At 62.9% G+C, this 22326-nt stretch carries 17 protein-coding genes; 4 read left to right on the top strand and 13 right to left on the bottom strand.

The annotated features are described in order from the left end of the window. Nucleotides 1-9 precede the first annotated feature (9 nt). A complete protein-coding gene (locus ACODS9_RS05800; protein ID WP_489093482.1) occupies nt 10-864 on the bottom strand; it encodes an RHS repeat-associated core domain-containing protein in 855 nt (284 codons plus the stop codon). Nucleotides 865-1008: 144 nt separating this feature from the next. On the opposite strand from ACODS9_RS05800, the gene ACODS9_RS05795 reads away from it, so the two are divergent. Beyond that, nucleotides 1009-1779 carry an RHS repeat-associated core domain-containing protein gene (locus ACODS9_RS05795; RefSeq protein WP_489093481.1) on the top strand — a complete coding sequence of 257 codons (771 nt, stop codon included), beginning with the start codon at nt 1009-1011 and terminating at the stop codon, nt 1777-1779. Nucleotides 1780-2406: 627 nt separating this feature from the next. Here ACODS9_RS05795 and etfB read toward each other — a convergent pair. From etfB to ACODS9_RS05765, 6 genes are all read right to left on the bottom strand, one after another. Continuing rightward, on the bottom strand, nt 2407-3177 hold the full coding sequence (etfB, locus tag ACODS9_RS05790) for an electron transfer flavoprotein subunit beta (RefSeq protein ID WP_489093480.1): 771 nt from the start codon (nt 3175-3177) through the stop codon (nt 2407-2409). Between the two features lie 10 nt (nt 3178-3187). Continuing rightward, nucleotides 3188-4420 carry an electron transfer flavoprotein subunit alpha gene (gene etfA, locus ACODS9_RS05785; RefSeq protein WP_489093479.1) on the bottom strand — a complete coding sequence of 411 codons (1233 nt, stop codon included), beginning with the start codon at nt 4418-4420 and terminating at the stop codon, nt 3188-3190. Further along, nucleotides 4420-6372: a dimethylglycine demethylation protein DgcB gene (gene dgcB / locus ACODS9_RS05780; protein WP_489093478.1), complete on the bottom strand. Its 1953-nt coding sequence runs from the start codon at nt 6370-6372 to the stop codon at nt 4420-4422. The genes etfA and dgcB overlap by 1 nt, the downstream gene beginning before the upstream one ends. Nucleotides 6373-6545: 173 nt before the next feature. Beyond that, a complete protein-coding gene (gene dgcA / locus ACODS9_RS05775; RefSeq protein ID WP_038707195.1) occupies nt 6546-8606 on the bottom strand; it encodes a dimethylglycine demethylation protein DgcA in 2061 nt (686 codons plus the stop codon). 15 nt (nt 8607-8621) lie between these two features. Beyond that, entirely contained in the window at nt 8622-9152 is a 531-nt protein-coding gene (locus ACODS9_RS05770) for a DUF5943 domain-containing protein (RefSeq protein WP_012316656.1), read from the bottom strand. Nucleotides 9153-9229: 77 nt separating this feature from the next. Continuing rightward, complete coding sequence (locus tag ACODS9_RS05765) at nt 9230-10207, bottom strand: dipeptidase (RefSeq protein ID WP_139667934.1); 978 nt, start codon at nt 10205-10207, stop codon at nt 9230-9232. A gap of 274 nt (nt 10208-10481) precedes the next feature. Here ACODS9_RS05765 and ACODS9_RS05760 point away from each other — a divergent pair, with 274 nt between their 5' ends. Next, nucleotides 10482-10883, top strand: coding sequence for a lysozyme inhibitor LprI family protein (locus tag ACODS9_RS05760; RefSeq protein ID WP_489093477.1), 402 nt, complete (start codon nt 10482-10484; stop codon nt 10881-10883). A gap of 55 nt (nt 10884-10938) precedes the next feature. On the opposite strand, the gene ACODS9_RS05755 is transcribed toward ACODS9_RS05760, so the two are convergent. Beyond that, complete coding sequence (locus tag ACODS9_RS05755) at nt 10939-12615, bottom strand: DUF4153 domain-containing protein (RefSeq protein WP_489093476.1); 1677 nt, start codon at nt 12613-12615, stop codon at nt 10939-10941. A 318-nt stretch (nt 12616-12933) separates the two neighbouring features. Here ACODS9_RS05755 and ilvD point away from each other — a divergent pair, with 318 nt between their 5' ends. Continuing rightward, on the top strand, nt 12934-14775 hold the full coding sequence (gene ilvD, locus ACODS9_RS05750; protein WP_046857461.1) for a dihydroxy-acid dehydratase: 1842 nt from the start codon (nt 12934-12936) through the stop codon (nt 14773-14775). 165 nt (nt 14776-14940) lie between these two features. On the opposite strand, the gene ACODS9_RS05745 is transcribed toward ilvD, so the two are convergent. Next, nucleotides 14941-15996: an HAD family hydrolase gene (locus ACODS9_RS05745; RefSeq protein WP_401107654.1), complete on the bottom strand. Its 1056-nt coding sequence runs from the start codon at nt 15994-15996 to the stop codon at nt 14941-14943. Between the two features lie 247 nt (nt 15997-16243). Between ACODS9_RS05745 and ACODS9_RS05740 the strand changes: the two genes are divergently transcribed. Beyond that, the gene (locus ACODS9_RS05740; RefSeq protein WP_401107651.1) at nt 16244-17635 is read left to right on the top strand and encodes an L-cystine transporter; all 1392 of its coding nucleotides are present in this window, start codon (nt 16244-16246) and stop codon (nt 17633-17635) included. 40 nt (nt 17636-17675) lie between these two features. On the opposite strand, the gene ACODS9_RS05735 is transcribed toward ACODS9_RS05740, so the two are convergent. From ACODS9_RS05735 to ACODS9_RS05720, 4 genes are all read right to left on the bottom strand, one after another. After that, nucleotides 17676-20066, bottom strand: a complete 2391-nt coding sequence (locus tag ACODS9_RS05735; protein WP_489093475.1) for a TonB-dependent siderophore receptor — start codon at nt 20064-20066, stop codon at nt 17676-17678. A gap of 120 nt (nt 20067-20186) precedes the next feature. Continuing rightward, nucleotides 20187-21170, bottom strand: a complete 984-nt coding sequence (locus ACODS9_RS05730; protein WP_401107646.1) for a FecR family protein — start codon at nt 21168-21170, stop codon at nt 20187-20189. Then, nucleotides 21167-21700, bottom strand: coding sequence for an RNA polymerase sigma factor (locus ACODS9_RS05725; protein ID WP_198753764.1), 534 nt, complete (start codon nt 21698-21700; stop codon nt 21167-21169). The genes ACODS9_RS05730 and ACODS9_RS05725 overlap by 4 nt, the downstream gene beginning before the upstream one ends. 100 nt (nt 21701-21800) lie before the next feature. Then, nucleotides 21801-22316, bottom strand: coding sequence for a dihydrofolate reductase (locus ACODS9_RS05720; protein ID WP_489093474.1), 516 nt, complete (start codon nt 22314-22316; stop codon nt 21801-21803). Nucleotides 22317-22326 lie beyond the last annotated feature (10 nt).

Below are 22326 nucleotides of genomic sequence, written 5' to 3'. Positions count from 1 at the left end.
TGGATTTATTCAGGTATTTTGCGTACGCACATGCACCTGTATCCCATCTAGAGAGAAAGGATCTCCACTATTCAAAGACGTCGGGCTTGATACAGGCGAACCATCTCGAGAAGACCTAGCACTCGTACTGCGCCTATGTCTCACGCCGTCATCAGGCGAAAGGTCCTGGCCTTGTGAAGACGAATTAACAGATTCTTCAGAACGCCCCCCTTGACGCCAAGAATGGTATCGATTCGATACATAATTGTACCCTGTTTTAAACCAATCGACTACATTTCCCATTAGGCTGACGATAGGTTTCCTAAGTACAACTGCCGCCGTTAAGACTGCTACATCATTGGCCATACTGTCGCCAAGCGGCTCCTTATATAACTGTAAAACTCCAGCAATACCAGTATAAACAGCAGTAGTGCCACCAATGGCAGCTTCCGCCAATTTCCCGCTAGAATAAGTCTGATTATTTTTCAATGATTTACTATCCTTGTATGCCATATAGCCACCGGCTAACGCACTAGCAAAAGAAGCTGCCCAACTTGGAAGTCCTAATATACGCCCACTAGGGTCGATGAAATTTATTGGATCACCCTTACAATACGCATAGCTATTCACCCCGCCTCTACCCATTGGACTCAACTGGTCAGCTGACATGAAACGCATCAATACCGAGTTGTAGGCGCGATGGCCATTACCCAGTAAATAAATTTCCAATCCAGGTTCTCGCAACTGTCCGGTGAAGCCAAGGGCTGTCATTTCTGGACGGCTGCCGCGACCATACGGCATGTATGCCTTATTCATGCATTCGGTTCGAGCCACCGACGTAATCGGGCTTGAAAGATGGTCAACTGCCAACAAGCGCATACTCATATGATTTCCTCGCCAACCAGACGATCAGTCCATACTGAATTACGCTATCACGACCGCTGACAAAGGGTACTGGCAAAAATGCTAGGTTGCCTTGCCTGCCGAAATGTCCCATCCTCCAGACTTCGCCTCCCCGGAGGGAAAGCCTTGAAAAAGTCCGATGCCTTCCGCCTGCTGGCAACCGATGCGCAGTGCTCGACAGTGCACCACTGTTCGGTCTGGGCAAATACTTCGATGGTTTACACGGTCTATGGGCACACACCTTCAGCAAGCCACCCAACATTGATGTACACAGGAAAGCTACGTGAACGCTCAGGCTTTTACAGCCTTGGAAATGGATATCGCGTCTACAACCCAGTGCTGATGCGCTTCCACTCGGCGGATGTGCTCAGTCCATTTCTAGCAGGCGGGATAAACACATATGCCTATTGCGAAGGGAATCCTGTGGGCTGGCAAGACCCTTCCGGGCATTACCGGTGGGGAAAGCGTAGTTTCATTCCATTACCAACGATCGTGGAGGAAAACACAACGACAACGAAGCCGACACTTTTGGCCTACCCTATTGAGGAGGCAGTGAAATCTGTACTAGAATCCCCAATTGACGCTTTTCCACAACATATGCAAAAAAACATAAAATCAATAAATGAGCAAAAGAGCAACATACTAAAGACCAAGGACGAGATAGACAAATACAGCATTTCCATTACCTATTCCGGCACACCAAATAATAAACTCCCACTTCCCGTTAGTGCACTCCTCACCTACATCACCATGAACAAAAAAATCCAGCACACTCACGAGACAATAGAACATAACGCGACGCACAGCTTGTTTCACCACATAAGAACAATGCCAATTGAGTCATTTATTGAAATTATCAGAAACATACAAGCCATCCGTAATGTCGAATCCGCCTAAATTTGACATGCACAGTGAATTGCAGCCCTCGCGCATCCCAATCAAGGAACCCTCAAGCTCCGTCGGCAGTGGTTTCTGATGTCCAGTGCCAACCCCAAACCTTATCCACAACCCTGCTGGTGCAGTAGAAGCCCCATCCGGCCTGGACAACCCTCCACCACCGCATCTGTGCAAATGGTTGTTTTTTGATCAAACCTATGGAAGCCGCGCCGTGCAAGGCCGACGATAAAAGCCGAACAGATTATCCACAGCCTGGCCAACAGCAATTGTGGGCAACTGGAAGGATCATGGAAATCCATTCACATAAGACTGCATACATGGCATTGATCGATTATTGCTCAATCGCTTGAAGGCCACGCTATACAGGCCCTGGAGAGATTGGCAAACACTTTATCCACAGAATCTCGAACAGATTTGGTGGGTAAAACACGCCATTTTTTTGAACAGTCACGGGTACGGCAGAGTAGGACTGATGAATTATCCACAGCCTGAAACTGCGTACGGAGCAGTAGCTATTTTGCAGAACGCCTATTCTTACCCCATTGCAGGGTAAGCCCACTGCTGAAAAAAGGGCGCAAGGCTCGCAGGAGTGGGTATTCCGGGAAACAGCGGCAGCGCTGAATAGATTCAGCGCAACACCCCTTCCTCCACCAGCAACTTCAGGATGGCCTCGGCACCTTCCTGCGCAGAAACATCCTTGAGCACTTTGCCTGCGCCACCACTGGCCTTGGCCGTGGCAGCCTTCATGCGGTCGGCACCGCTCTTGGCCTTGATCACCTTGAGCCGCTTGGGCCGCGGCCGGGCCGGTTGTAGGGCACCTTCGGCCCGCAGCGGATCGTCCACGACTTCTACCGTGCGCGCCGCCAGCACACCGCGCCGGGCCGGGCCGAAGGCCGATTGCCGTGGCTTGGGCGCGGCGTTATCCACAGTGGCCAGCAACGGCAGGCGCACTTTCAAGCGACGGCGCTGACCACGAGGGAGGGCCTGCAGCACCTGGGCGGTGCCGTTATCGATGGATTCCACCTCGGCCAGCCCCACCACCAGCGGCCAGCCCAGTTTCTCGGCCAACAGGAACGGCAGCATGCCCGAGCCTTCGCCCGTCTCGGCCTGGCTGCCGGTCAGCACCAGCTGGGCACCGGCATCGCGCAGGTAGTCGCCCAGCACGCCCAGCACATCGGCGCCAGCGGGCTGCTCCAGTACGTCCAGGTGTTCAAGCCCCATGCCCAGGTAGGCACGTAGCGCCTCTTCGCGAGGATCGCCGGCATGCACCACCTGCAAGTTATCCCCAGCCAGTTGCAAGCCCAGCTCCACGGCGCGAGCGTCCTGCTCTGCGCGTCGAGCGCGGCCTGAGCTGGGGTGGGCGCCGATCGACACCAGGCTGATGACTTTGGTACTCATGCTCGTGCCCCTATGCCGCGTCGCGCTGGCCGCTGCTGCGGAAGTTATCCACAGCCTCGATCAGTGCCTGGAGAATCGCCGAGCTGTCGCCAATCACCGACAGGTCAGCCCGTTTGATCATGTCGCAGCCCGGGTCCATGTTGATTGCCACCACCTTGTCGCAGGCGCCGATGCCCTGCAGGTGCTGGATGGCGCCGGATATACCCACAGCCACGTAGACCCGCGCCGTGACCCAGGTGCCGGTGGCGCCGACCTGGCGGTTGCGCGGCATGAAGCCGTCGTCCACTGCCACTCGCGAGGCACCCTCTGTAGCGCCAAGCGCCGCCGTGGCCCGGTGGTATAGGTCCCAGTCCTTGACACCGTTGCCGCCGGAGACGATGAACTCGGCTTCGGCCATGGCGATGGCCGCCGGGTCCACGGCCACCGAGCCGAGGTCTTCGATGCGCGACAGGCTGCGTGCTACACCTGTGGACAACTCCACCGGCAAGGCTTCATGGCGGGTTTCACTAACCGGTTCGGCGCATTCGGCAGCGGCGAGGATCAACCGCGGCACGTCGCGCTGGATATCCTGCTGGCCCGCGCCGGCACGGCCGATGCACTGGCCATCCTTGACCTGCCACACCCTCGTTGCCGGGCGCTCACCCAGGGCTGCGGCGAAGCGTCGGCCCAGCTCGCCGCCACCGCTGCGGCTGTCGGGCAATAGCCAGTGGCGTGGGGCGAACTGGTTATCCACAGCCCGCAGGCCCTGGACCAGTTGTTCCGGTGCATAACCCTCGAAGGCCTCACCCTCGATGACCAGCAGGCGGTCCACGCCGGCTGTGGAAAAGTTGCTTTCCTTGTGCTCGCCGAACACCACGGCCAGCACTGCGCCGTCGTTGCCGACGAGGCTGTGGGCCAGGCCCAGCAGGTCGCGGTCGTGGCTGCCGAGACGGCCACCGACCATGTCCGGTACCACGGCGATATAGAACGCAGGCGCGGCAACCTGGTGCAGCGGCAGCTGCACCTCGGCGGCGGCTGTGCGCCGCCCACCCACACCGGTGCCCTGCTGGGCGCCGCTGCGGTCGATGCGCTTGAGGCCGTTGGGGCCGATGAAGCCGGCGGCAATCGCATGGGGGTTCTTGCGCATCAGCCCATTGGGGCCCATCCAGCTGGTTTGTTGCGTCTGCATGGCCGCATGCAGCGGGTGCAGGCGGTTACGGGCGATCCACTCGGCGCGTGGGTCGCGGCGGATGATGTCGCTCATCAGTGCACCTCCGCAGGTTCACGTTTGGCCGCTGGCGACTTTGCGCTGGCGGGGGCCTCATCTTCGATCAGTACATCGGCGACCAGCTCGGCCAGGTCCTTGATCTGTGGGCGTGGTTCGACCACGCCTTCGAGCATCGCCGTGCACTGTGGGCAGCCCACGGCCACCAACTCGGCCTCGGTCTCGCGGATATCGTCCATGCGCATGTCGGGGATTCGCTGCTTGCCGGGGATATCGGTGATCGGCGCACCGCCGCCTCCGCCACAGCAGCGGGAACGGAAGCCCGAGCGCTGCATTTCGCGTACCTCGATACCGAGGGCCCTGAGCACGTCGCGCGGGGCTTGGTACTCGCCGTTGTAGCGGCCCAGGTAGCAGGGATCGTGATAGGTGACGCTGCCGCCCTTGTGCTGGCCGAGGTTGAGCTTGCCGGCGGCGATCAGTTCGGCGATGTAGGTGCTGTGGTGCTGCACCTGGTACTCGCCGCCAAGGGCGCCGTATTCGTTCTTCAGCACATGGAAGCTGTGCGGGTCGCAGGTGACGATGCGCTGGAACTGATATTTGGCCAGGGTCTGGATATTGCGCTTGGCCAACTGCTGGAACGTTGCCTCGTCGCCCAGGCGGCGCGCCACGTCACCGCTGTCGCGCTCTTCCAGGCCGAGCACGGCGAAATCCACGCCGGATGCCTTGAGCACTTTGACGAAGGCGCGCAGGGTGCGCTGGTTGCGCATGTCGAAGGCGCCATCGCCGACCCAGAACAGCACCTCGGTGGTTTTCACCTCTGAGAGCAGCTGCAGGTTGAGATCGGCCGCCCAGTTCATCCGCCCGCCCGGGGCGAAGCCGCCCGGGTTGTCGGTGGCGATCAGGTTGTCCAGCACCTCGGCGCCCTTGTTCGGCGTGGCGCCCTTTTCCAGGGTCAGATGGCGGCGCATGTCGACGATGGCATCGACGTGCTCGATCATCATCGGGCATTCCTCGACGCAGGCGCGGCAAGTCGTGCACGACCACAGCGTCTCGGCATCCACCAGGCCGTTGACGATCGGCTGGTGCGGGTGGCCGCCATGTTCGCCGATCGGCTTGCCCGGGTACGGGCTGCCGGCGAACCGCGCGTCGGTGCCACCGGCCAGGCCGATGACCATGTCCTGAATCAGCTTCTTCGGGTTCAGCGGCTGGCCAGCGGCGAACGCCGGGCACATGGCCTCGCATTTGCCACACTGCACGCAGGCGTCGAAACCGAGCAACTGGTTCCAGGTGAAGTCCACCGGTTTTTCCACGCCCAGCGGCGCATTCGGGTCTTCCAGATCCAGCGGCTTGAGGCCCGTGGAGCGGCCACCGCCAAAGCGTTCGGCGCGGCGGTGCCAGGCCAGGTGCAGGGCACCGGCGAACGCGTGCTTCATCGGCCCGCCCCAGGTCATGCCGAAGAACAGCTCGGACACGCCCCACAGCACGCCGATACCCAGCAGTGCCACCAGTACCCAGCCGCCCGTGCCTTCAGGCAGGATCCCCGCCACCGGCAAGGTGGCAATGAAGAAGCTCGCCGCGAACATCAGCAGGCTCTTGGGCAAACGCATCCACGGGCCCTTGGACAGCCGGGAGGGCGGGTTCAGCCGGCGTTTGAAAACAAACAGGGCGCCACTGAACATGATCACCGTGGCCACCAGCAAGGCGTAACCGAGGATCTTGCTGTGCAGGCCAAAGCCATGCACCAGGATCGCCAGCACGGCCGAGAGCACGAAGCCGCCGGCGGTGGCCACGTGGGTCTTGGACATGTACTTGTCGCGCTCGACCACATGGTGCAGGTCCACCAGGTAGCGCCGTGGCATGACCAGCAGACCGCCGATCAGGTCGACCTTGCTTGGCCGCCCGCGCCGCCACATGCGCACCCGGCGCAGGGCGCCGAGCACCGCCAGGGCGAGGGCGGTGAACAGCAGGATGGGTAGAAGGGTGTTCAACATGGGAGGCTCCCACAACAGCTGGATTCTTGCGCCACTCCCAAGAGCGGCGCGGAGCCCTGTAGGAGCGGATTTTTCCGCGATGAGGCCGGCACAGGCTGATGGGCTCTGTCGACGCTATCGCGGATAAATCCGCTCCTACAGGGGGGCCAATCCCGCCTCTAAGGGCGGTGCGATCAGAAATCCTTGCACAGCCGCAAGGCGTCGTAGATCGCCGCATGCACGTTGCGCTGGGCCACACAGTCGCCGATGCGGTACAGCAGGTAGCCCTCGCCCGGCTGGCTGAGGATCGGCTGCGGCTTGATGGCGAACAGCGCCTCCACATCGATCTGGCCCTTGTTGCGCGAACCGTCCTTGAGCGCGTAGTACAGCTGCTCGTCGGGACGCACACCGTTCTCCACCACCACCTGGTCGACCACCCGTTCTTCCTTGGCGCCGGTGTACTCGTTCTCGAGCACCGCCACCAGCTTGTCGCCTTCGCGGTAGACCTTCTCCAGCATCATGTCGCCGGTCATGATCACTTCTTTCGGATACATGCTGCGGTAGTAGGTCGGGAAGGTGGTGCCGCCCATGGCCACGCCCGGCTTGATGTCGTCGGTGACGATCTCGACCTGGCTGCCCTTGTCGGCAATGAAGTCGGCCACCGACATGCCGGTGAACTCGCAGATGGTGTCGTACACCAGCACGTTCTTGCCCGGCGCGACCTTGCCGTCGAGCACGTCCCAGCTGCTGACCACCAGGCCTTCGGCAGCGCCCCAGTGCTCGTTCTGTTCAAGGAATGAGTGTCCGCCCACCGCCAGCACGATCACATCCGGGCGCAGGTCCTGGATGGTCGCCACGTCGGCGGCAGTGCCCAGGCGCAGGTCGACCTTCAGGCGTGCCAGCTCCAGCTGGTACCAGCGGGTGATACCGGCAATCTGGTCACGCTGCGGGGCCTTGGCGGCGATGGTGATCTGCCCGCCAATCTGCTCCTTCTTCTCGAACAGGGTCACGTCGTGGCCACGTTCGGCTGCCACGCGGGCCGCTTCCATGCCGGCCGGGCCTGCGCCAACCACCACCACCTTGCGCTTGACCCCGGTGGTCTTCTCGATGATGTGCGGCACGCCCAGGTATTCACGGGAGGTGGCGGCGTTCTGGATGCACAGCACATCCAGGCCCTGGTACTGGCGGTCGATGCAGTAGTTGGCACCGACGCACTGCTTGATCTGGTCGATCTGGCCCATCTTGATCTTGGCGATCAGGTGCGGGTCGGCCATGTGCGCGCGGGTCATGCCGACCATGTCCACGTAGCCGCCTTCGAGAATGCGTGTGGCCTGGTTCGGGTCCTTGATGTTCTGCGCGTGCAGCACCGGGACCTTGACCACTTCCTTGATGCCGGCCGCCAGGTGCAGGAACGGCTCCGGCGGGTAGCTCATGTTGGGGATGACGTTGGCCAGGGTGTTGTGGGTGTCGCAGCCCGAGCCAACCACGCCGATGAAATCGAGCATGCCGGTGGCGTCGTAGTAGGCGGCGATCTGCTTCATGTCCTCGTGGCTGAGGCCATCGGGGTGGAACTCGTCGCCGCAGATGCGCATGCCCACGCAGAAGTCGTCGCCGACTTCCTTGCGCACGGCCTTGAGCACTTCCAGGCCGAACTTCATGCGGCCTTCGAAGGTGCCGCCCCATTCATCGGTACGCTTGTTGACCCGCGGGCTCCAGAACTGGTCGATCATGTGCTGGTGCACGGCCGACAGTTCGACGCCGTCCAGGCCGCCCTCCTTGGCCCGACGCGCAGCCTGGGCGTAATTGCCGATCACCCGCCAGATCTCTTCCACCTCGATGGTCTTGCAGGTGGCGCGGTGCACCGGTTCACGGATGCCCGAGGGTGACATCAACGTGGGCCAGTTGAAGCCGTCCCAGCGCGAGCGCCGGCCCATGTGGGTAATCTGGATCATGATCTTGGCGCCATGCTTGTGCATGGCGTCGGCGAGGTTCTGGAAGTGCGGGATGATGCGGTCGGTGGACAGGTTGACCGAGGCCCACCACTCCTGCGGGCTGTCGATGGCCACCACCGACGAGCCACCGCAGATCGCCAGGCCGATGCCGCCCTTGGCCTTCTCTTCGTAGTACTTCACATAGCGGTCGGTGGTCATGCCGCCATCGGTGGCATACACCTCGGCGTGCGCGGTGCTGAGCACGCGGTTGCGGATGGTCAGCTTGCCGATCTGGATCGGCTGGAACATTGCTTCGAAGGCCATGACGCTATCTCCGGCTTACAACGGCTTTGTAACGAACAGGCCATCTTCGTGGCCTTCTTCCGACCCGCCGTAGACCTGCTCGGCCACGGTGCGGATCGAGCTGCCGCGAGCGGCGAGAATCTGGTCCATGGCGCCGGCGAACCAGCCGGTGAACATGTAGTCGACCTTGCGGCCGCACTTGCCGTACACGTACACGAACGCCGAGTGCTTGAGCTTGACGCTGCAGGTGCCTTTGTCCAGGTCGATGTCCTGGATCTCGAACAGGCCCCAGCCACGCTGGCTCAGGCGCTTCATGTAATGCTCGAACACCGCCACGCCTTCGAGGCCATGGCATTCGGCCTCTTTCTCGCACCAGTGCCAGGCGGACTTGTAGCCGGCCTTGTAGAGGATCTCGGCATAGGCATCGGCGCCCAGCACTTCCTCGATGCCCATGTGGTTGTTGACGAAGAAATGCCGCGGCACATACAGCATCGGCAGGGCGTCACTGGTCCAGACACCGGTCTCGCTGTCGACTTCGATTGGCAATTGCGGGGCGATCTTGGCCATGGAAACTCAACTCCATACAAATTTTTATTGGTGTGCCCCGGCGTTGCTGGCAGGGGCTTTCAGGCTTGGAGAGCGGCTTACTCGCCCCAGACGTCTTTGAGTACGTTGACCCAGTTTTCACCCATGATCTTGCGCACCACGCGCTCGCTGTGGCCGCGCTTGAGCAGCGTCTCGGTCAGGTTGGGGAACTCGCCGACGGTGCGGATGCCCAGCGGGTTGATGATCTTGCCGAAGTTGGTCAGGCGCCGGGCGTAGCCCTTGTCGTGGGTCAGGTACTCGAAGAAGTCCTGGCCATGGCCCTGGGTAAAGTCGGTACCGATACCGATGGCGTCTTCACCGACGATGTTCATGGTGTACTCGATGGCTTCGGCGTAGTCGTCGATGGTCGAGTCGATGCCCTTGGCCAGGAAAGGCGCGAACATGGTCACACCGACGAAACCGCCGTGGTCGGCGATGAACTTCAGCTCTGCGTCGGACTTGTTGCGCGGATGTTCCTTGAGGCCTGAAGGCAGGCAGTGGGAATAGCAGACCGGCTTCTTCGATTCGAGGATGACTTCCTCGGAGGTTTTCGAACCGACATGGGACAGGTCGCACATGATGCCGACGCGATTCATCTCGGCGACGATCTCGCGACCGAAGCCCGACAGCCCGCCGTCGCGCTCGTAGCAGCCGGTACCGACCAGGTTCTGGGTGTTGTAGCACATCTGCACGATGCCCACGCCCAGTTGCTTGAACACGTCGACGTAGGCGATCTGGTCCTCGAACGCGTGGGCGTTCTGGAAGCCGAAGAGGATGCCGGTCTTGCCCAGTTCCTTGGCCTTGCGGATGTCGGCGGTGGTACGCACCGGCATCACCAGGTCGCTGTTGTCGCGGATCAGCTTCTGGCTGGAAGCGATGTTGTCGACGGTGGCCTTGAAGCCCTCCCACACCGACACCGTGCAGTTGGCCGCGGTCAGCCCGCCTTTGCGCATGTCCTCGAACAGCTCGCGGTTCCATTTGGCAATGATCAGGCCGTCGATGACGATGCTGTCGGCGTGAAGTTCGGCTGGGCTCATCAGGCTGTCCCCTTTTATTGAAGTTTGCAGGCGCCGAACCTTGTGCCGACGCTTTGGGGCCAGCATATGCCTGCGGCCCGAGGCGCCCCGATGCAAAAACGACAGGGGGTTTGCCGAAAGCGTCAATGGCCGACCTGGCACGCTCTAACGCGCCCCTCGGCAATGAGAGCGAGTCTCGACAACGCTGTTTCATGAACATTTTCTCGGGGAGCTATCGCCCGGGCCTGGGCTGAGCGAGAATCCAGCGACTCGCAGCCTCTTCAGGAGAAACCCGATGAAATCAATGGCATGGCTGGTCTTGCTGGCAGTGGCTTTCGGCGCTCACGCCGCCGAAGAGGAAAGCACCCCCTGCGACAACGTCGAGACCGACCAGCAGGGCTATGTCTGCGCCGCCTACAACAAGCAGACCGCCGAACGCGAGCTGAAGGCGGCCTATGACGACCTCATGCAGCGCATTCGCGACCAGTACGCGGATGAAAGCGACAAGGCCGCGGCGCTGAGCGGCAAGATGGAAGCCGCCGAGAAGCTGTGGACGCAGCTGCGTGACGCCGACTGCAAGGTCGAGACCTGGGCCGAGAAACCCGGCAGCAAGGCGTTCGAGGCAGCGTGGGACACCTGCGTGGCGCAACGTAGCGATGAGCGGTCGGAGTACCTGCAGGGCATCGGCCAGCAATGACCTTTTGCCCGCGACGGGCCGCCCAGCGGCCCCCGGGGAGTTCCCGCGCCGGACGCTAGCGCCTGAAGTCAGGCCGCAGCTCCTGGCCATCGATGCTCAGCGTCTTGTAACGCGGCGCCACCAGTTTCACCGCCCCCTCGCGAATCCCGTTGGCCAGGCCTTCGAGGTTTTCCATGTTGCCGCTCAGGCTGCCCACCTCACGCCACTCGCGGTCCTCCCAGGTGAACACGAACAGCTGCGATGCATAGGTGTGCCGGGGGATCATCAGCACTTCGTTGTGCCCGTCGCCATCCAGGTCGACTGCCCACAGGTAGCAGCCCTTGCCACCGCACTGGCTTTGCGCAAGCGTCGCGTCGGCCAATGACTCGCTGCTCGATTGCACCGGCCCGAGCCACTCGAACTTCGGGCCATGGTCTTCGGCCACTGTCGGTTGACGCACCTGGGCCATCTGCGCCAGCAACTGCTCACGGCGACCCGCATCGAACAGTTCATCCGTCTGCAGCCGCTGCTCGAGCTGCTCGAAGGCTTCACGCCCCGGCTGGCCGAGGTCGCGATACAAGGTCTCGGCGTCGAACTCGGTGATCGCCGTGTGCCCGTTGACCAGACGCTGCACCTGGCTCCTCGCACTCAATGCCTGCGGATCGAGCAGCGGCGTGTAGAACACCACCACCAGCAGCGCACTGAGCAGGGCGATCCATGGATTGCTCAGGCGCAGGCTGTGCAGCCAGGCCTGGCGCGAAGCCAGCACCGCCCAGACCGCCGCCAGGCCATGCGCCAGCATCACGCCCACCAGCATCGACGCCATGATCCGTGTCGGTGTCAGCCCGTACTGATCGATACGCAGCCAGCTCGCATAGGCCGCCAGGCCCACCAGCACCGGCAGGCACAGCAGGCTGGCCTCCACCAGACGCTTGAGCGGCGCGGGGTAGACGCTACCTTGCCGGCCATCCTGGAACACGCCGTTGACCAAAAATAGGTTGATGCCCGCCAGTACCAGCAGAAGCGTGGTCGAATAGCCGGTGTCCCATACCGGTTGCAGGCCGGAGAACGGCAATGTCAGGGTGAACAGCACGGCGATCAGCGCACTGAGCGGCAGCAGGAAGCGGCACAGCGTCAGCAGGATGCCGCGCAGCAGGCCGATGATCTTCTCGTTTTCCCGGCCCATGCGCATGCCCAGCGAAAACACCACCGGCAACACCAGCCAGAGAAACACCGGTGACTCCACCGCGTCCTTGACCTGCGCAACGCCCAGCATGCTGAAAAGCAGCGCGCACAACCACAGCAGTTGCCAGAACAGTCCGGTCAGCAGCTGTGCCAGGAAGACGATGAAAACGTTGTTCCAGGCATGCCGGAACAGGTCTTCGTAGCGCGGGCGCAACCCTTCGCCGGTCGGCCAGGCGAGAATGAACGCAGTGCCGATATAGGCCAGCACGATGGCGGCCAGGAACCAGGTCTGCTGCAGCCAGTCCATTTGCCCGGTATCGAAGAGCCAGGCACTGATCCCGCTGAGCAGCACGGTCAGGCCCAGTACCAACCAGCCGGTGCCACGCTGCAGCACCGCGCTGCCAAGCAGCTGCAGGTTCACGCCCGCTACCGCCACCGCGACGCACAGGGCTACCGACAGGCTGAAACCCAGCAGCTGCCCCTCTCCCTTCACGGTGGTGAGCCACACCAGGCCCTGGATCAGGCCGATGACGACGTAGAACAACAAGGAGCGACTTGGCGCTGGCATTGCAAATCCTTTTGGCCAGTGAGGTAGGAGGCGCGCAAGTCTACCGAAACCGGCTCGTACCACGCCAAGGCCTTTACCTTGCGGGCTGGTGACTGCCAATTATCACAACGCCATTCCCTCACGAGCGCGGCGGTGTAGAATCGAGCCATTCATCGCCAGACACCCCCGGCGGGTTTATGAGCTCTGGTCGAGCCTGCGGCGATCCCGCGCGGTCCTTCGACCCCCATCCGTGCCTGTGGCAACCGGCCTTCGGCGTTTTTAGGACAAGAGAAGCTCACTCCCTCATTAGTGACCTGATTAAGCCGCCAGGAGCGCTCCATGCCTGATTATCGTTCCAAGACCTCCACCCATGGCCGCAACATGGCCGGCGCCCGTGCCCTGTGGCGCGCCACCGGGATGAAGGACGAAGACTTCAAGAAACCGATCATCGCCATCGCCAACTCGTTCACCCAGTTCGTCCCGGGCCACGTGCACCTGAAGGACCTGGGCCAGCTGGTCGCTCGCGAGATCGAACGCGCCGGTGGCGTGGCCAAGGAATTCAACACCATCGCCGTTGATGACGGCATCGCCATGGGCCACGACGGCATGCTGTACTCGCTGCCCAGCCGCGAGATCATCGCCGACGCCGTCGAGTACATGGTCAACGCCCACTGCGCCGACGCCATCGTCTGCATCTCCAACTGCGACAAGATCACCCCCGGCATGCTGATGGCTGCCCTGCGCCTGAACATCCCGGTGATCTTCGTCTCCGGCGGCCCGATGGAAGCCGGCAAGACCAAGCTGGCCAGCCACGGCCTGGACCTGGTCGACGCCATGGTCATCGCCGCCGACTCCTCGGCCAGCGACGAGAAGGTCGCCGAGTACGAGCGCAGCGCCTGCCCGACCTGCGGTTCGTGCTCCGGCATGTTCACCGCCAACTCGATGAACTGCCTGACCGAGGCCTTGGGCCTGGCCCTGCCGGGCAACGGCTCCACGCTGGCGACCCACTCCGACCGCGAGCAGCTGTTCCTTACCGCTGGCCGCACCATCGTCGAACTGTGCAAGCGCTACTACGGCGAGGGCGACGCGTCCGTGCTGCCGCGCAGCATCGCCAACTTCAAGGCGTTCGAGAACGCCATGATGCTCGACATCGCCATGGGCGGCTCGACCAACACCATCCTGCACCTGCTGGCCGCGGCCCAGGAAGGCGAGGTGGACTTCGACCTGCGCGACATCGATCGCCTGTCGCGCAAGGTGCCGCAGCTGTGCAAGGTGGCGCCGAACATCCAGAAGTACCACATGGAAGATGTGCATCGCGCCGGCGGCATCTTCAGCATTCTCGGCTCGCTGGCCCGTGGCGGCCTGCTGCACACCGACCTGCCGACCGTGCACAGCCCCAGCATGGAAGAAGCCATCGCCAAGTGGGACATCACCCAGACCGATGACGAAGCGGTGCACACCTTCTTCAAGGCAGGCCCGGCCGGTATCCCGACCCAGACCGCCTTCAGCCAGTCGACCCGCTGGGAAACCCTGGACGACGACCGCGAAAACGGCTGCATCCGCAGCTTCGAGCACGCCTACTCGCAAGAGGGCGGCCTGGCCGTGCTGTACGGCAACATCGCCCTGGACGGTTGCGTGGTGAAGACCGCCGGCGTGGATGAGTCGATCCACGTGTTCGAAGGCAACGCGAAGATCTTCGAAAGCCAGGACAGCGCGGTACGCGGCATCCTCGCCGACGAAGTGAAGGCCGGCGATATCGTCATCATCCGCTACGAAGGCCCGAAAGGCGGCCCGGGCATGCAGGAGATGCTCTACCCGACCTCGTACCTGAAGTCCAAGGGCCTGGGCAAGGCCTGCGCGCTGCTCACCGATGGCCGCTTCTCCGGCGGCACCTCGGGCCTGTCCATCGGCCATGCCTCGCCGGAAGCCGCCGCAGGCGGTGCCATTGGCCTGGTGCGCGATGGCGACAAGGTACTGATCGACATCCCCAACCGTTCGATCAACCTGCTGGTCAGCGATGAAGAGCTGGCCGCGCGTCGTGTCGAGCAGGACAAGAAAGGCTGGAAGCCGGCTGAGGTGCGCCCACGTAAAGTGACCACTGCGCTGAAGGCCTACGCCCTGCTGGCCACCAGCGCCGACAAGGGCGCGGTGCGCAACAAGGCAATGCTCGAAGGGCTGTGAGGCTCTGACGGCAATAAGAACCGGCGCCTGGTGCGCCGGTTTTTTTTATGCCTGAGGAGGCCTCATCGCCGGCAAGCCGGCTCCCACAATTTAATCGCAGGCCTTGGCATTGCACCTGTGGGAGCTGGCTTGCCAGCGATTGGGCCGGAACAGGTTATGCGTATTTCACTGAATCTGCTCCGGCGTCACGATCACCCAGTTCTTGTCCGCCGTCACCGGCAAGCCTTCCTTGGCCTGGGCCGCTGCATTCTTCGCGATCATGCCGTTGAGCTGATCCATGTACTTGGCCTTGCGGTTTATCCACAGGTGGATGCCGCCTTTGTTCACATCGACGCCGTGGAACTGCATGTAGCCGTCACTGGTCGGGGTGTCGCCCCCCACCAGCACCGGCTTCTTCCATTCGTCGATGTAGGTGAGGATGGCCGCCTGCTTGCCCGCCATCCAGGTGGCCGGGGTCCACAGGTACGGGGTCAGCTCCAGGCCTTCGTTGGCCTTGGGATCGTACTGCCCGGCGCTGATCTGCTTGCGCGCCGTGGTCAGCTGGCCACTGGCGCGGTCCTTGAGCAGCAGGCTCACACCGATCACGTTCTGTGGTTTGACGTTGTAGCCGTACTTGGGATCTGAGGCGACCATGCGTACCAGCTCTTCGGACGCCGCCGAGATCACATAGACCTCGATGCCGTTCTCCATCAGCTTGTTGTACAGCTCGGCCTGGCCCGTGAACACCTTCGGCGGCTGCACCTCGATACTCTTGACCTGGTCGCCCTCGAAGTAGGTGCTGGGGATCGGCTTGCCCGAGGCCATCAGCTCGTCGACCTGCTGCTTCAGTTCCTTGAGAGTGAAGCCCGAGAACACCTGCGCCACCCAGGGGTAGCAGACCATGTCGTCGAGCTCGCACAGGCGGTAGTAATAACTGAACAGGCTCTCCTTGTGCTCGGCGCTGTCCTTGAACGGAATCAACTTGAGCGAGGGGTCGAGCTTGTCGCGGGTCAGCAGGCCCTTGTTCTCCATGAACGGCAGCAGTGCCTCTTCGAGGTCGAAGCGGTAGCTGGTGTTGTCCATGTCGAACACCGCGTAGTTACCCTTGTTGGCGTTGGCGGCAATCATCGCGTCGAGCTTCTGCGCAGCTTCGGCCGGCCAGTGCTTGAGCTCGGTGGCCGCCCAACTGCTGGCACTGAGCAACAGGGCAAGGCCGCCGGCAAGGATTTTCGGAGCTGACATCATGTGCGGTTCTCCCAAAGACGTGGCCGCTCAACCCTAGACCTGATTTGTGACAAGCAGGCATGCGCCACCGACCTCGAAGCAACCGCAAACGCCATGTGTATTGCCAAAAACGACCAGGCGTTATTCCATAAACGACTATGCAAATTCCTTTTAGGTATAAATTCGTTTGTTTTCAGGCTGTTAGCATTTCCGTTCGTAATCGCTCACAGAGGCGATGCCTCTTTTGCCTTTTTCCGGAGCTTCAATGAACCTGCCGCTGTCACTCAACCTGCTGGCGTTCCTGGCCCTGCTGCTGGGCCTGGCGCAAACCCGTCGTACCGACTGGAGCCTGGCCAAGAAGGTGCTGCTGGGCCTGGCCCTCGGCGTCGGCTTCGGCCTGGTGCTGCATACGATCTACGGCGCCGGGCACCCGGTGCTCAAGGCCACCCTCGGCTGGCTCGACCTGGTCGGCAATGGCTACGTCGGTTTGCTGCAGATGATCGTCATGCCGCTGATCTTCGCCTCGATCCTCAGCGCCGTGGCCCGCCTGCACAACGCCTCGGCACTGGGCCGCATCAGTGTGTTGAGCATCGGCACCCTGCTGCTGACCACCGCGATCGCCGCACTGATCGGTATCGCCCTGACCAACCTGTTCGGCCTGAGTGCCGAGGGGCTGGTGGCCGGCGCCCAGGAAAGCGCCCGCCTGCAGGCCATCCACAGCGACTACGCGGGCAAGGTCGCCGACCTCAACATCCCGCAACTGCTGCTGTCGTTCATCCCGACCAACCCGGTCGGCGACCTGGCCCGGGCCAAGCCGACCTCGATCATCAGCGTGGTGATCTTCGCCGTGTTCCTGGGCCTCGCCGCTTTGCAGCTGATCAAGGACGACAAGGACAAGGGCGAGCGCGCCCTGTCGGCCATCGACGTGCTGCAGGCCTGGGTCATGCGCCTGGTGCGCCTGGTGATGAAGCTCACCCCCTACGGCGTGCTGGCCCTGATGACCAAGGTAGTGGCCAGCTCCAACCTCGACGACATCCTCAAGCTGGGCAGCTTCGTGGTGGTGTCGTACATCGGCCTGGGCCTGATGTTCGTGGTCCACGGGGTGATCCTGGCGCTGACCGGCGTCAGCCCGCTGCGCTTCTTCCGTAAAGTCTGGCCGGTGCTGACCTTCGCCTTCACCAGCCGCTCGAGCGCCGCCAGCATCCCGCTGAACATCGAGGCGCAGACCCTGCGCCTGGGCGTGCCGCAGTCGATTGCCAGCTTCAGCGCGTCGTTCGGTGCCACCATCGGCCAGAACGGCTGTGCCGGCCTGTACCCGGCGATGCTGGCGGTAATGGTCGCCCCCGCGGTGGGCATCGATACCTTCGACCCGCTGTGGATCGCCACCCTGGTGGCCATCGTCACCCTCAGCTCGGCAGGCGTTGCCGGCGTCGGCGGCGGCGCGACCTTCGCCGCGCTGATCGTGCTGCCGGCCATGGGCCTGCCGGTGGAACTGGTGGCGCTGCTGATCTCGGTGGAACCGCTGATCGACATGGGCCGCACGGCGTTGAACGTGAATGGCTCGATGACGGCAGGCGTGGTTACCAGCCAGTTGCTCAAGCAGACCGACCAGCAGGTGCTGGCTGGGGATGAGCATGCACAACTGAGTCACTCCTGAAAGATTATCGGGGGCGCGTTGCGCACCCGGCGATCCAGGCTCAGTACGTCGCGCGCAGCTTGAGCGTCAGGTTGCGCGGCTCGCCATAGAAGTTCGAGCCCCAGGCACTGTCCACACGCTCGTAGTACACACGGTCGAACAGGTTGTTGGCCGTGAGTGTCGCCGACAGGTGCTTGTTGAAGCGATAGCCCACCTGCGCCGTGGCCACGCTGTAGCCACCCTGCACGAAGTCCACGCTGTTGCGCGTGTAGTAGGTGGAACTGACCACCCGCACACCACCACCGACACTGAACCCTTCCAGCGGCCCATCGGCGAACGCATAGCGCGTCCACACATTGAAGTTGTGCTTGGGCGTGATGCTGATGCCCTGGTAGTCGGCCTGACGCCCCGACTCCAGGCGGGTGAAGGCGTAGCCGGTGCTGACGCTCCAGTTGTCGGTCAGGTTGCCGGACAACTCGGTTTCCCAACCCTGGCTGCGCACCTTGGCCTGGGCCTCGTAGAACGGCGTCTGGTCGATTTGCTGGGCGCGGTTCTCGTCATAGATGCGGAACACCGCCACGCTGCCGTTCAGGCGACCATCAAAGAACTCCCGCTTCAGGCCCAACTCATACTGTTTGCCCTCGCGCGGCGCCACCGTGCTGTTGCCGCCGGCCATCTGCGTCTGCGGCTTGTACACCGTGGTGTAGCTGGCATAGGCCGACAGTTCGGGGGTGAGCTTGGCGACCAGCGCACCGTAGGGGATCACCTTGCGGCGAACACTGGTGTGGGGGTCGGAGAATTCGTTGAAGAACGGGTTGGCATTGTGGCCATCGCTGTCGAACCAGATCACCCGGCTGCCGAGGATCACGTCCAGCCAGTCGTTGGCGCTAACCTTGGTGCGGGCATACAGTCCGTACTGGTTCGACTTGGACGAGTTGCCGTTGTCCATGGCGTAGTCGATCTTGGGGATGTCGATGCTGCCCGGGTCGAACACGTTGATATCGAACCACTCCCGGCCACCGTAGCGAAAGTCCTTGTCCACATGCTGGTAGTCGGCGCCCACGGTGAACTCATGGGTACGCCCGAACGCCTCGAACGGCCGCGTCACGAAGCTGTCCAGGCCGAGGGTCTTGATGTGGGTGTAGTAGTTGTAGGCCACCGCGGAACTGGCACCGGTCACCGGGTCCACGGCGCCGTCGGTCCAGGTGAAGTTGCGCGTGGGTGCCTCGGCGTCGCGATAGGTCAGCGAGGTCTTGAACTGGCCACCATCGTCCAGCGCATGGTCGACCTCGAAGAAGCTTTCCCAGACCCGCTCGTCCAGCTCGTTCCACTTCGCGTCGACGAAGGTCGAGCGCTTGACGTCGAGCAGCTTGCCGCTGTCGTAGGCCGGCAGACCGAACGCGGGCACCGACTTGTTGCGCTGGTAGGCGCCGCCCAGGGTCAGGGTGGTGGCCGGCGACAGGTCGTACTCCAGGCGCCCGTACATCATCGGGCGCTCGTTCTGGGCGTAGTCGACGAAGGCCTGGTTGTTCTCGTAGGCGGTGACAAAACGCCCGCGCAGGCTGCCATCGCTGTTCAGCGGCCCGGTGACGTCAACCGTGGAGTGGTAACGGTCATAGGTACCCGCCGACAGCTCACCAGACAGGGCAAACTTGCCCAAGGCGCGCTTGCGCACCAGGTTGATGGTGCCGCCGGGCTCGCCCGCGCCCTGGTACAGGCCGGATGGCCCGCGCAGCACTTCGACGCGGTCATACATGGCCAGGTCGAACGCCGTGGCCATGTCGCCTTGCCCGGTGGGCTGGGTGACGCCATCGACCTGCACCAGGTCGACCGGGAAGCCGCGCATGTAAACGTCATTGAGGTTGGAGCCAGTGTTGTAGCTCTTGATCGTGGTACCGGTCACCTGCCGCATGGCGTCCTGCAGGCTGTTCATGTTCTGGTCGTCCAGGCGCTGGCGGGTCATTACCGACACCGACTGCGGGATGTCCTTGAGCTTCTGCTCGCCCTTGCCAAGGGTCAGCGACCCAGTGGTATAGGAGCCGGTGCCTTCGGTGGTGGTGCCCAACTGGCTGCTATCGATCTTCACCGCGCCCAGTTGCATCGCGTCGTCGTTCCCGGCGCGCTGGCGCTCCAGGGTGACGCTGTCGTTATCGATGTAGGCGGCATTCAGGCCAGTGCCCTGGAGCAGGCGGGCCAGTGCCTGGTCCTGTGGATAACTGCCACTCAGGCCCGGCGAGCGCAGGCCCTGGGTGAACTCACCGGGTACCAGCACCTGGATCCGGGTAACCGCACTGAAGGCCGCCAGGGCCGAGTCCAGCGACTGCGCCGGGATGTCGAAACGGTAGACCTGAGCCTGCGTGGCGGCCTGGGCCTGCAAGGGTCCGGCCAGCGCGGCGCTGCCAAGCGCGATGGCCAGGCCGAGCACGGCTCGAGTGGCGGTGGTTTTCATCAATGGGGCTCCCCGAAAGCGTCAAAGTGATCGACTGGCGCGGCACTGTCTGAGAGTGCTTATTATTTGCGCCTACGAAATCAAGGACGTCGGCCCGGCGGGAATCCCCGAAAAAATTTTCAATCAGCCTTCGCGCAGGATGCGCAGGTAAGGTGTGTACTGGTCGGCACGCACGCCCAGGGTATGGGTCAAGGCCTTGAGCACGGCCTCCGGCTTGTCGATGTCGAACACGCCGGAGACCTTGCGCTGGCGCAGGCCGTCGCCCAGCACCAGGGTCTGTCCGGGCCAGTACCGATTGAGTTCGGTCACCACCTCACCCAGCGGCTGCTGACTGAATACCAGTTGCCGCTCGCGCCAGGCGAAGGCGCGGGCGGGCTCGAAGCCATGCACCGCGCCCGGCCCGCCTGCCGCGTACTCCAACGCCTGCCCGGGCTCGAGGAATACGCCCTGGCCGGTACCGGCACGGACCTCGACTTTGCCTTGGGCCAGTTGCACACGGGTCTGCCCGTCTGCCTCGGCCACGCTGAAGCGCGTGCCCACCACCCGCACCCAGCCATCCCCGGCACGCACCACAAAGGGCCGGGCCGGGTCGCGGGTCACCTCGAACCAGGCCTCGCCACGCAACAGCCGGACACGTCGCTCGGTGATCCCCAGTTCGACCTGCACGGCGCTGTCGGTGTTGAGTTGGATGCGCGAGCCATCCTCCAGCTGCAGGCTGCGCGTCTCGCCCGTGGCGGTGGCGTAATCGGCACGCCAGCGGTCGAGCCAGGGCGTCTGGACGAGCAGCACACCCAACAGCACCGCCGCCGCGGCAACGCCTGCCAGCTTGGGCCAGACCCGGACTCGGGGGGCGCGCCAGGCCGCCTGCTGGTGTTCCCGCAGATGCCTGGCAGGGCCTTGCAAGGCCCCCAGCAAATCGAGCACTTCCTCCCAGGCCTTGGCATGCGCCGGCCCCTGCGCGCGCCATACGGCGAACGCCTGGCGTTCGTCCAGGGTGACGTCCTCGGCATGCAAACGGTAATACCAGGCTGTGGCTTCGGCGAACAGGCGCTCGCTGTCGGGCAGGTCGCTCATGGGATCGGTCGCACTCTCGGGATGACGGCTCATGGACGTTGCCCTCTCGCGTCACCGGCCAGCCGCGCCTGGATGAAGGCGCGGCAGTCGAGCAATGCCCGGCGCAGCTGGTACTCGACACTGCGGGGCGTGACGTTCATGCGCTCGCCGATCTCGCGGTAGGTGCAACCGTCGACATGATAGAGCAGGAAGATGTGCCGGGTCGCCTCGGGCAGGGCCTGGATCGCCGCCTGCATCAGCGCCTGCTCCTGCTGTGCGGCCAACTGGTCCTCGGCGCCGGGGGCTTCGCTGGCCAGTTCGTCACTGGGCTCGCCGCCATCCAGGCGCTCGCGGCGAATGGCCTGGCGCTGGTGATCGCGCACCAGGTTGCTGGCAATCGTGAAGAGGAAGGCCGGCAGGTTGTCGATCTGCTTGTCGGCAGGCAGCCGCGCCAGGCGCAGGAAGGACTCCTGGGTCAGGTCGGCGGCCACTTGGCTATTGCCGGTGCGCCGTGCGACGAACGCCTCCAGGGCCTTCTTGTGCTCGGTGAACAACCGGGCGATCTGCTTGTTCCACGAAGACACGGCACTTCCTGGCTCTGGGTCTCAAGAGGAGCGAACGCTAGCAGAAGATGATATTTGTTCGCAATTGCAGTTATCGCGTATCAGCGGGCCCCGAAAACACTCAAGCCTTGTCCCACACTTCGAAGTGATAGGCCGGCTTGTCCGCTTCGGACTGCGCGTCGCTCGAGGTCAACTGCCACTGCCCGTGGTCGAACTCCGGGAACCAGGCATCACCCTGCGGCGACAATTCCACCCGGGTCAGGTACATCCGGCTCACCAGTCCTTTTGCCAGCGCCTGCCCATACAGCTGCGCACCGCCGATCAGCATCAATTCCCCGACGCCCTGCTCGCGCGCCCACTGCTCGGCGCGCACCAGCGCCGCCTCCAGCGAGGCGAACACCTCGGCGCCGGCCAGTTGCAGCCCAGGTTGCCGGCTGACGACGATGTTCAGCCGCCCCGGCAATGGCCGGCCCAGCGAATCCCAGGTCTTGCGCCCCATGATGATCGGCTTGCCCAGGGTGGTGGCCTTGAAGTACTTGAAGTCCCCGGGCAGATGCCAGGGCATGGTGTTGTCGATGCCGATCACACGGTTCTCGGCGAGCGCCGCGATCAGGCTGAGGGGTAGTGATGTATTCATGCCGGCGAGG

The organism is Pseudomonas sp. FG36 (assembly GCF_057809275.1).
The sequence above is the reverse complement of the archived record's forward strand: the minus strand, read 5'-3'. Positions and strand labels throughout refer to the sequence as shown.

Bases quoted from the DNA above. Each gene is read 5' to 3' on its own strand.
- etfA (WP_489093479.1), bottom strand. From the start codon at position 4,420: ATGAGCGACATCATCCGCCGCGACCCACGCGCCGAGTGGATCGCCCGT.
- ilvD (WP_046857461.1), top strand. From the start codon at position 12,934: ATGCCTGATTATCGTTCCAAGACCTCCACCCATGGCCGCAACATGGCC.
- ACODS9_RS05720 (WP_489093474.1), bottom strand. From the start codon at position 22,316: ATGAATACATCACTACCCCTCAGCCTGATCGCGGCGCTCGCCGAGAAC.
- ACODS9_RS05755 (WP_489093476.1), bottom strand. From the start codon at position 12,615: ATGCCAGCGCCAAGTCGCTCCTTGTTGTTCTACGTCGTCATCGGCCTG.
- dgcB (WP_489093478.1), bottom strand. From the start codon at position 6,372: ATGTTGAACACCCTTCTACCCATCCTGCTGTTCACCGCCCTCGCCCTG.
- ACODS9_RS05765 (WP_139667934.1), bottom strand. From the start codon at position 10,207: ATGAGCCCAGCCGAACTTCACGCCGACAGCATCGTCATCGACGGCCTG.
- etfB (WP_489093480.1), bottom strand. From the start codon at position 3,177: ATGAGTACCAAAGTCATCAGCCTGGTGTCGATCGGCGCCCACCCCAGC.
- ACODS9_RS05740 (WP_401107651.1), top strand. From the start codon at position 16,244: ATGAACCTGCCGCTGTCACTCAACCTGCTGGCGTTCCTGGCCCTGCTG.
- ACODS9_RS05730 (WP_401107646.1), bottom strand. From the start codon at position 21,170: ATGAGCCGTCATCCCGAGAGTGCGACCGATCCCATGAGCGACCTGCCC.
- dgcA (WP_038707195.1), bottom strand. From the start codon at position 8,606: ATGGCCTTCGAAGCAATGTTCCAGCCGATCCAGATCGGCAAGCTGACC.
- ACODS9_RS05760 (WP_489093477.1), top strand. From the start codon at position 10,482: ATGAAATCAATGGCATGGCTGGTCTTGCTGGCAGTGGCTTTCGGCGCT.
- ACODS9_RS05800 (WP_489093482.1), bottom strand. From the start codon at position 864: ATGAGTATGCGCTTGTTGGCAGTTGACCATCTTTCAAGCCCGATTACG.
- ACODS9_RS05770 (WP_012316656.1), bottom strand. From the start codon at position 9,152: ATGGCCAAGATCGCCCCGCAATTGCCAATCGAAGTCGACAGCGAGACC.
- ACODS9_RS05745 (WP_401107654.1), bottom strand. From the start codon at position 15,996: ATGTCAGCTCCGAAAATCCTTGCCGGCGGCCTTGCCCTGTTGCTCAGT.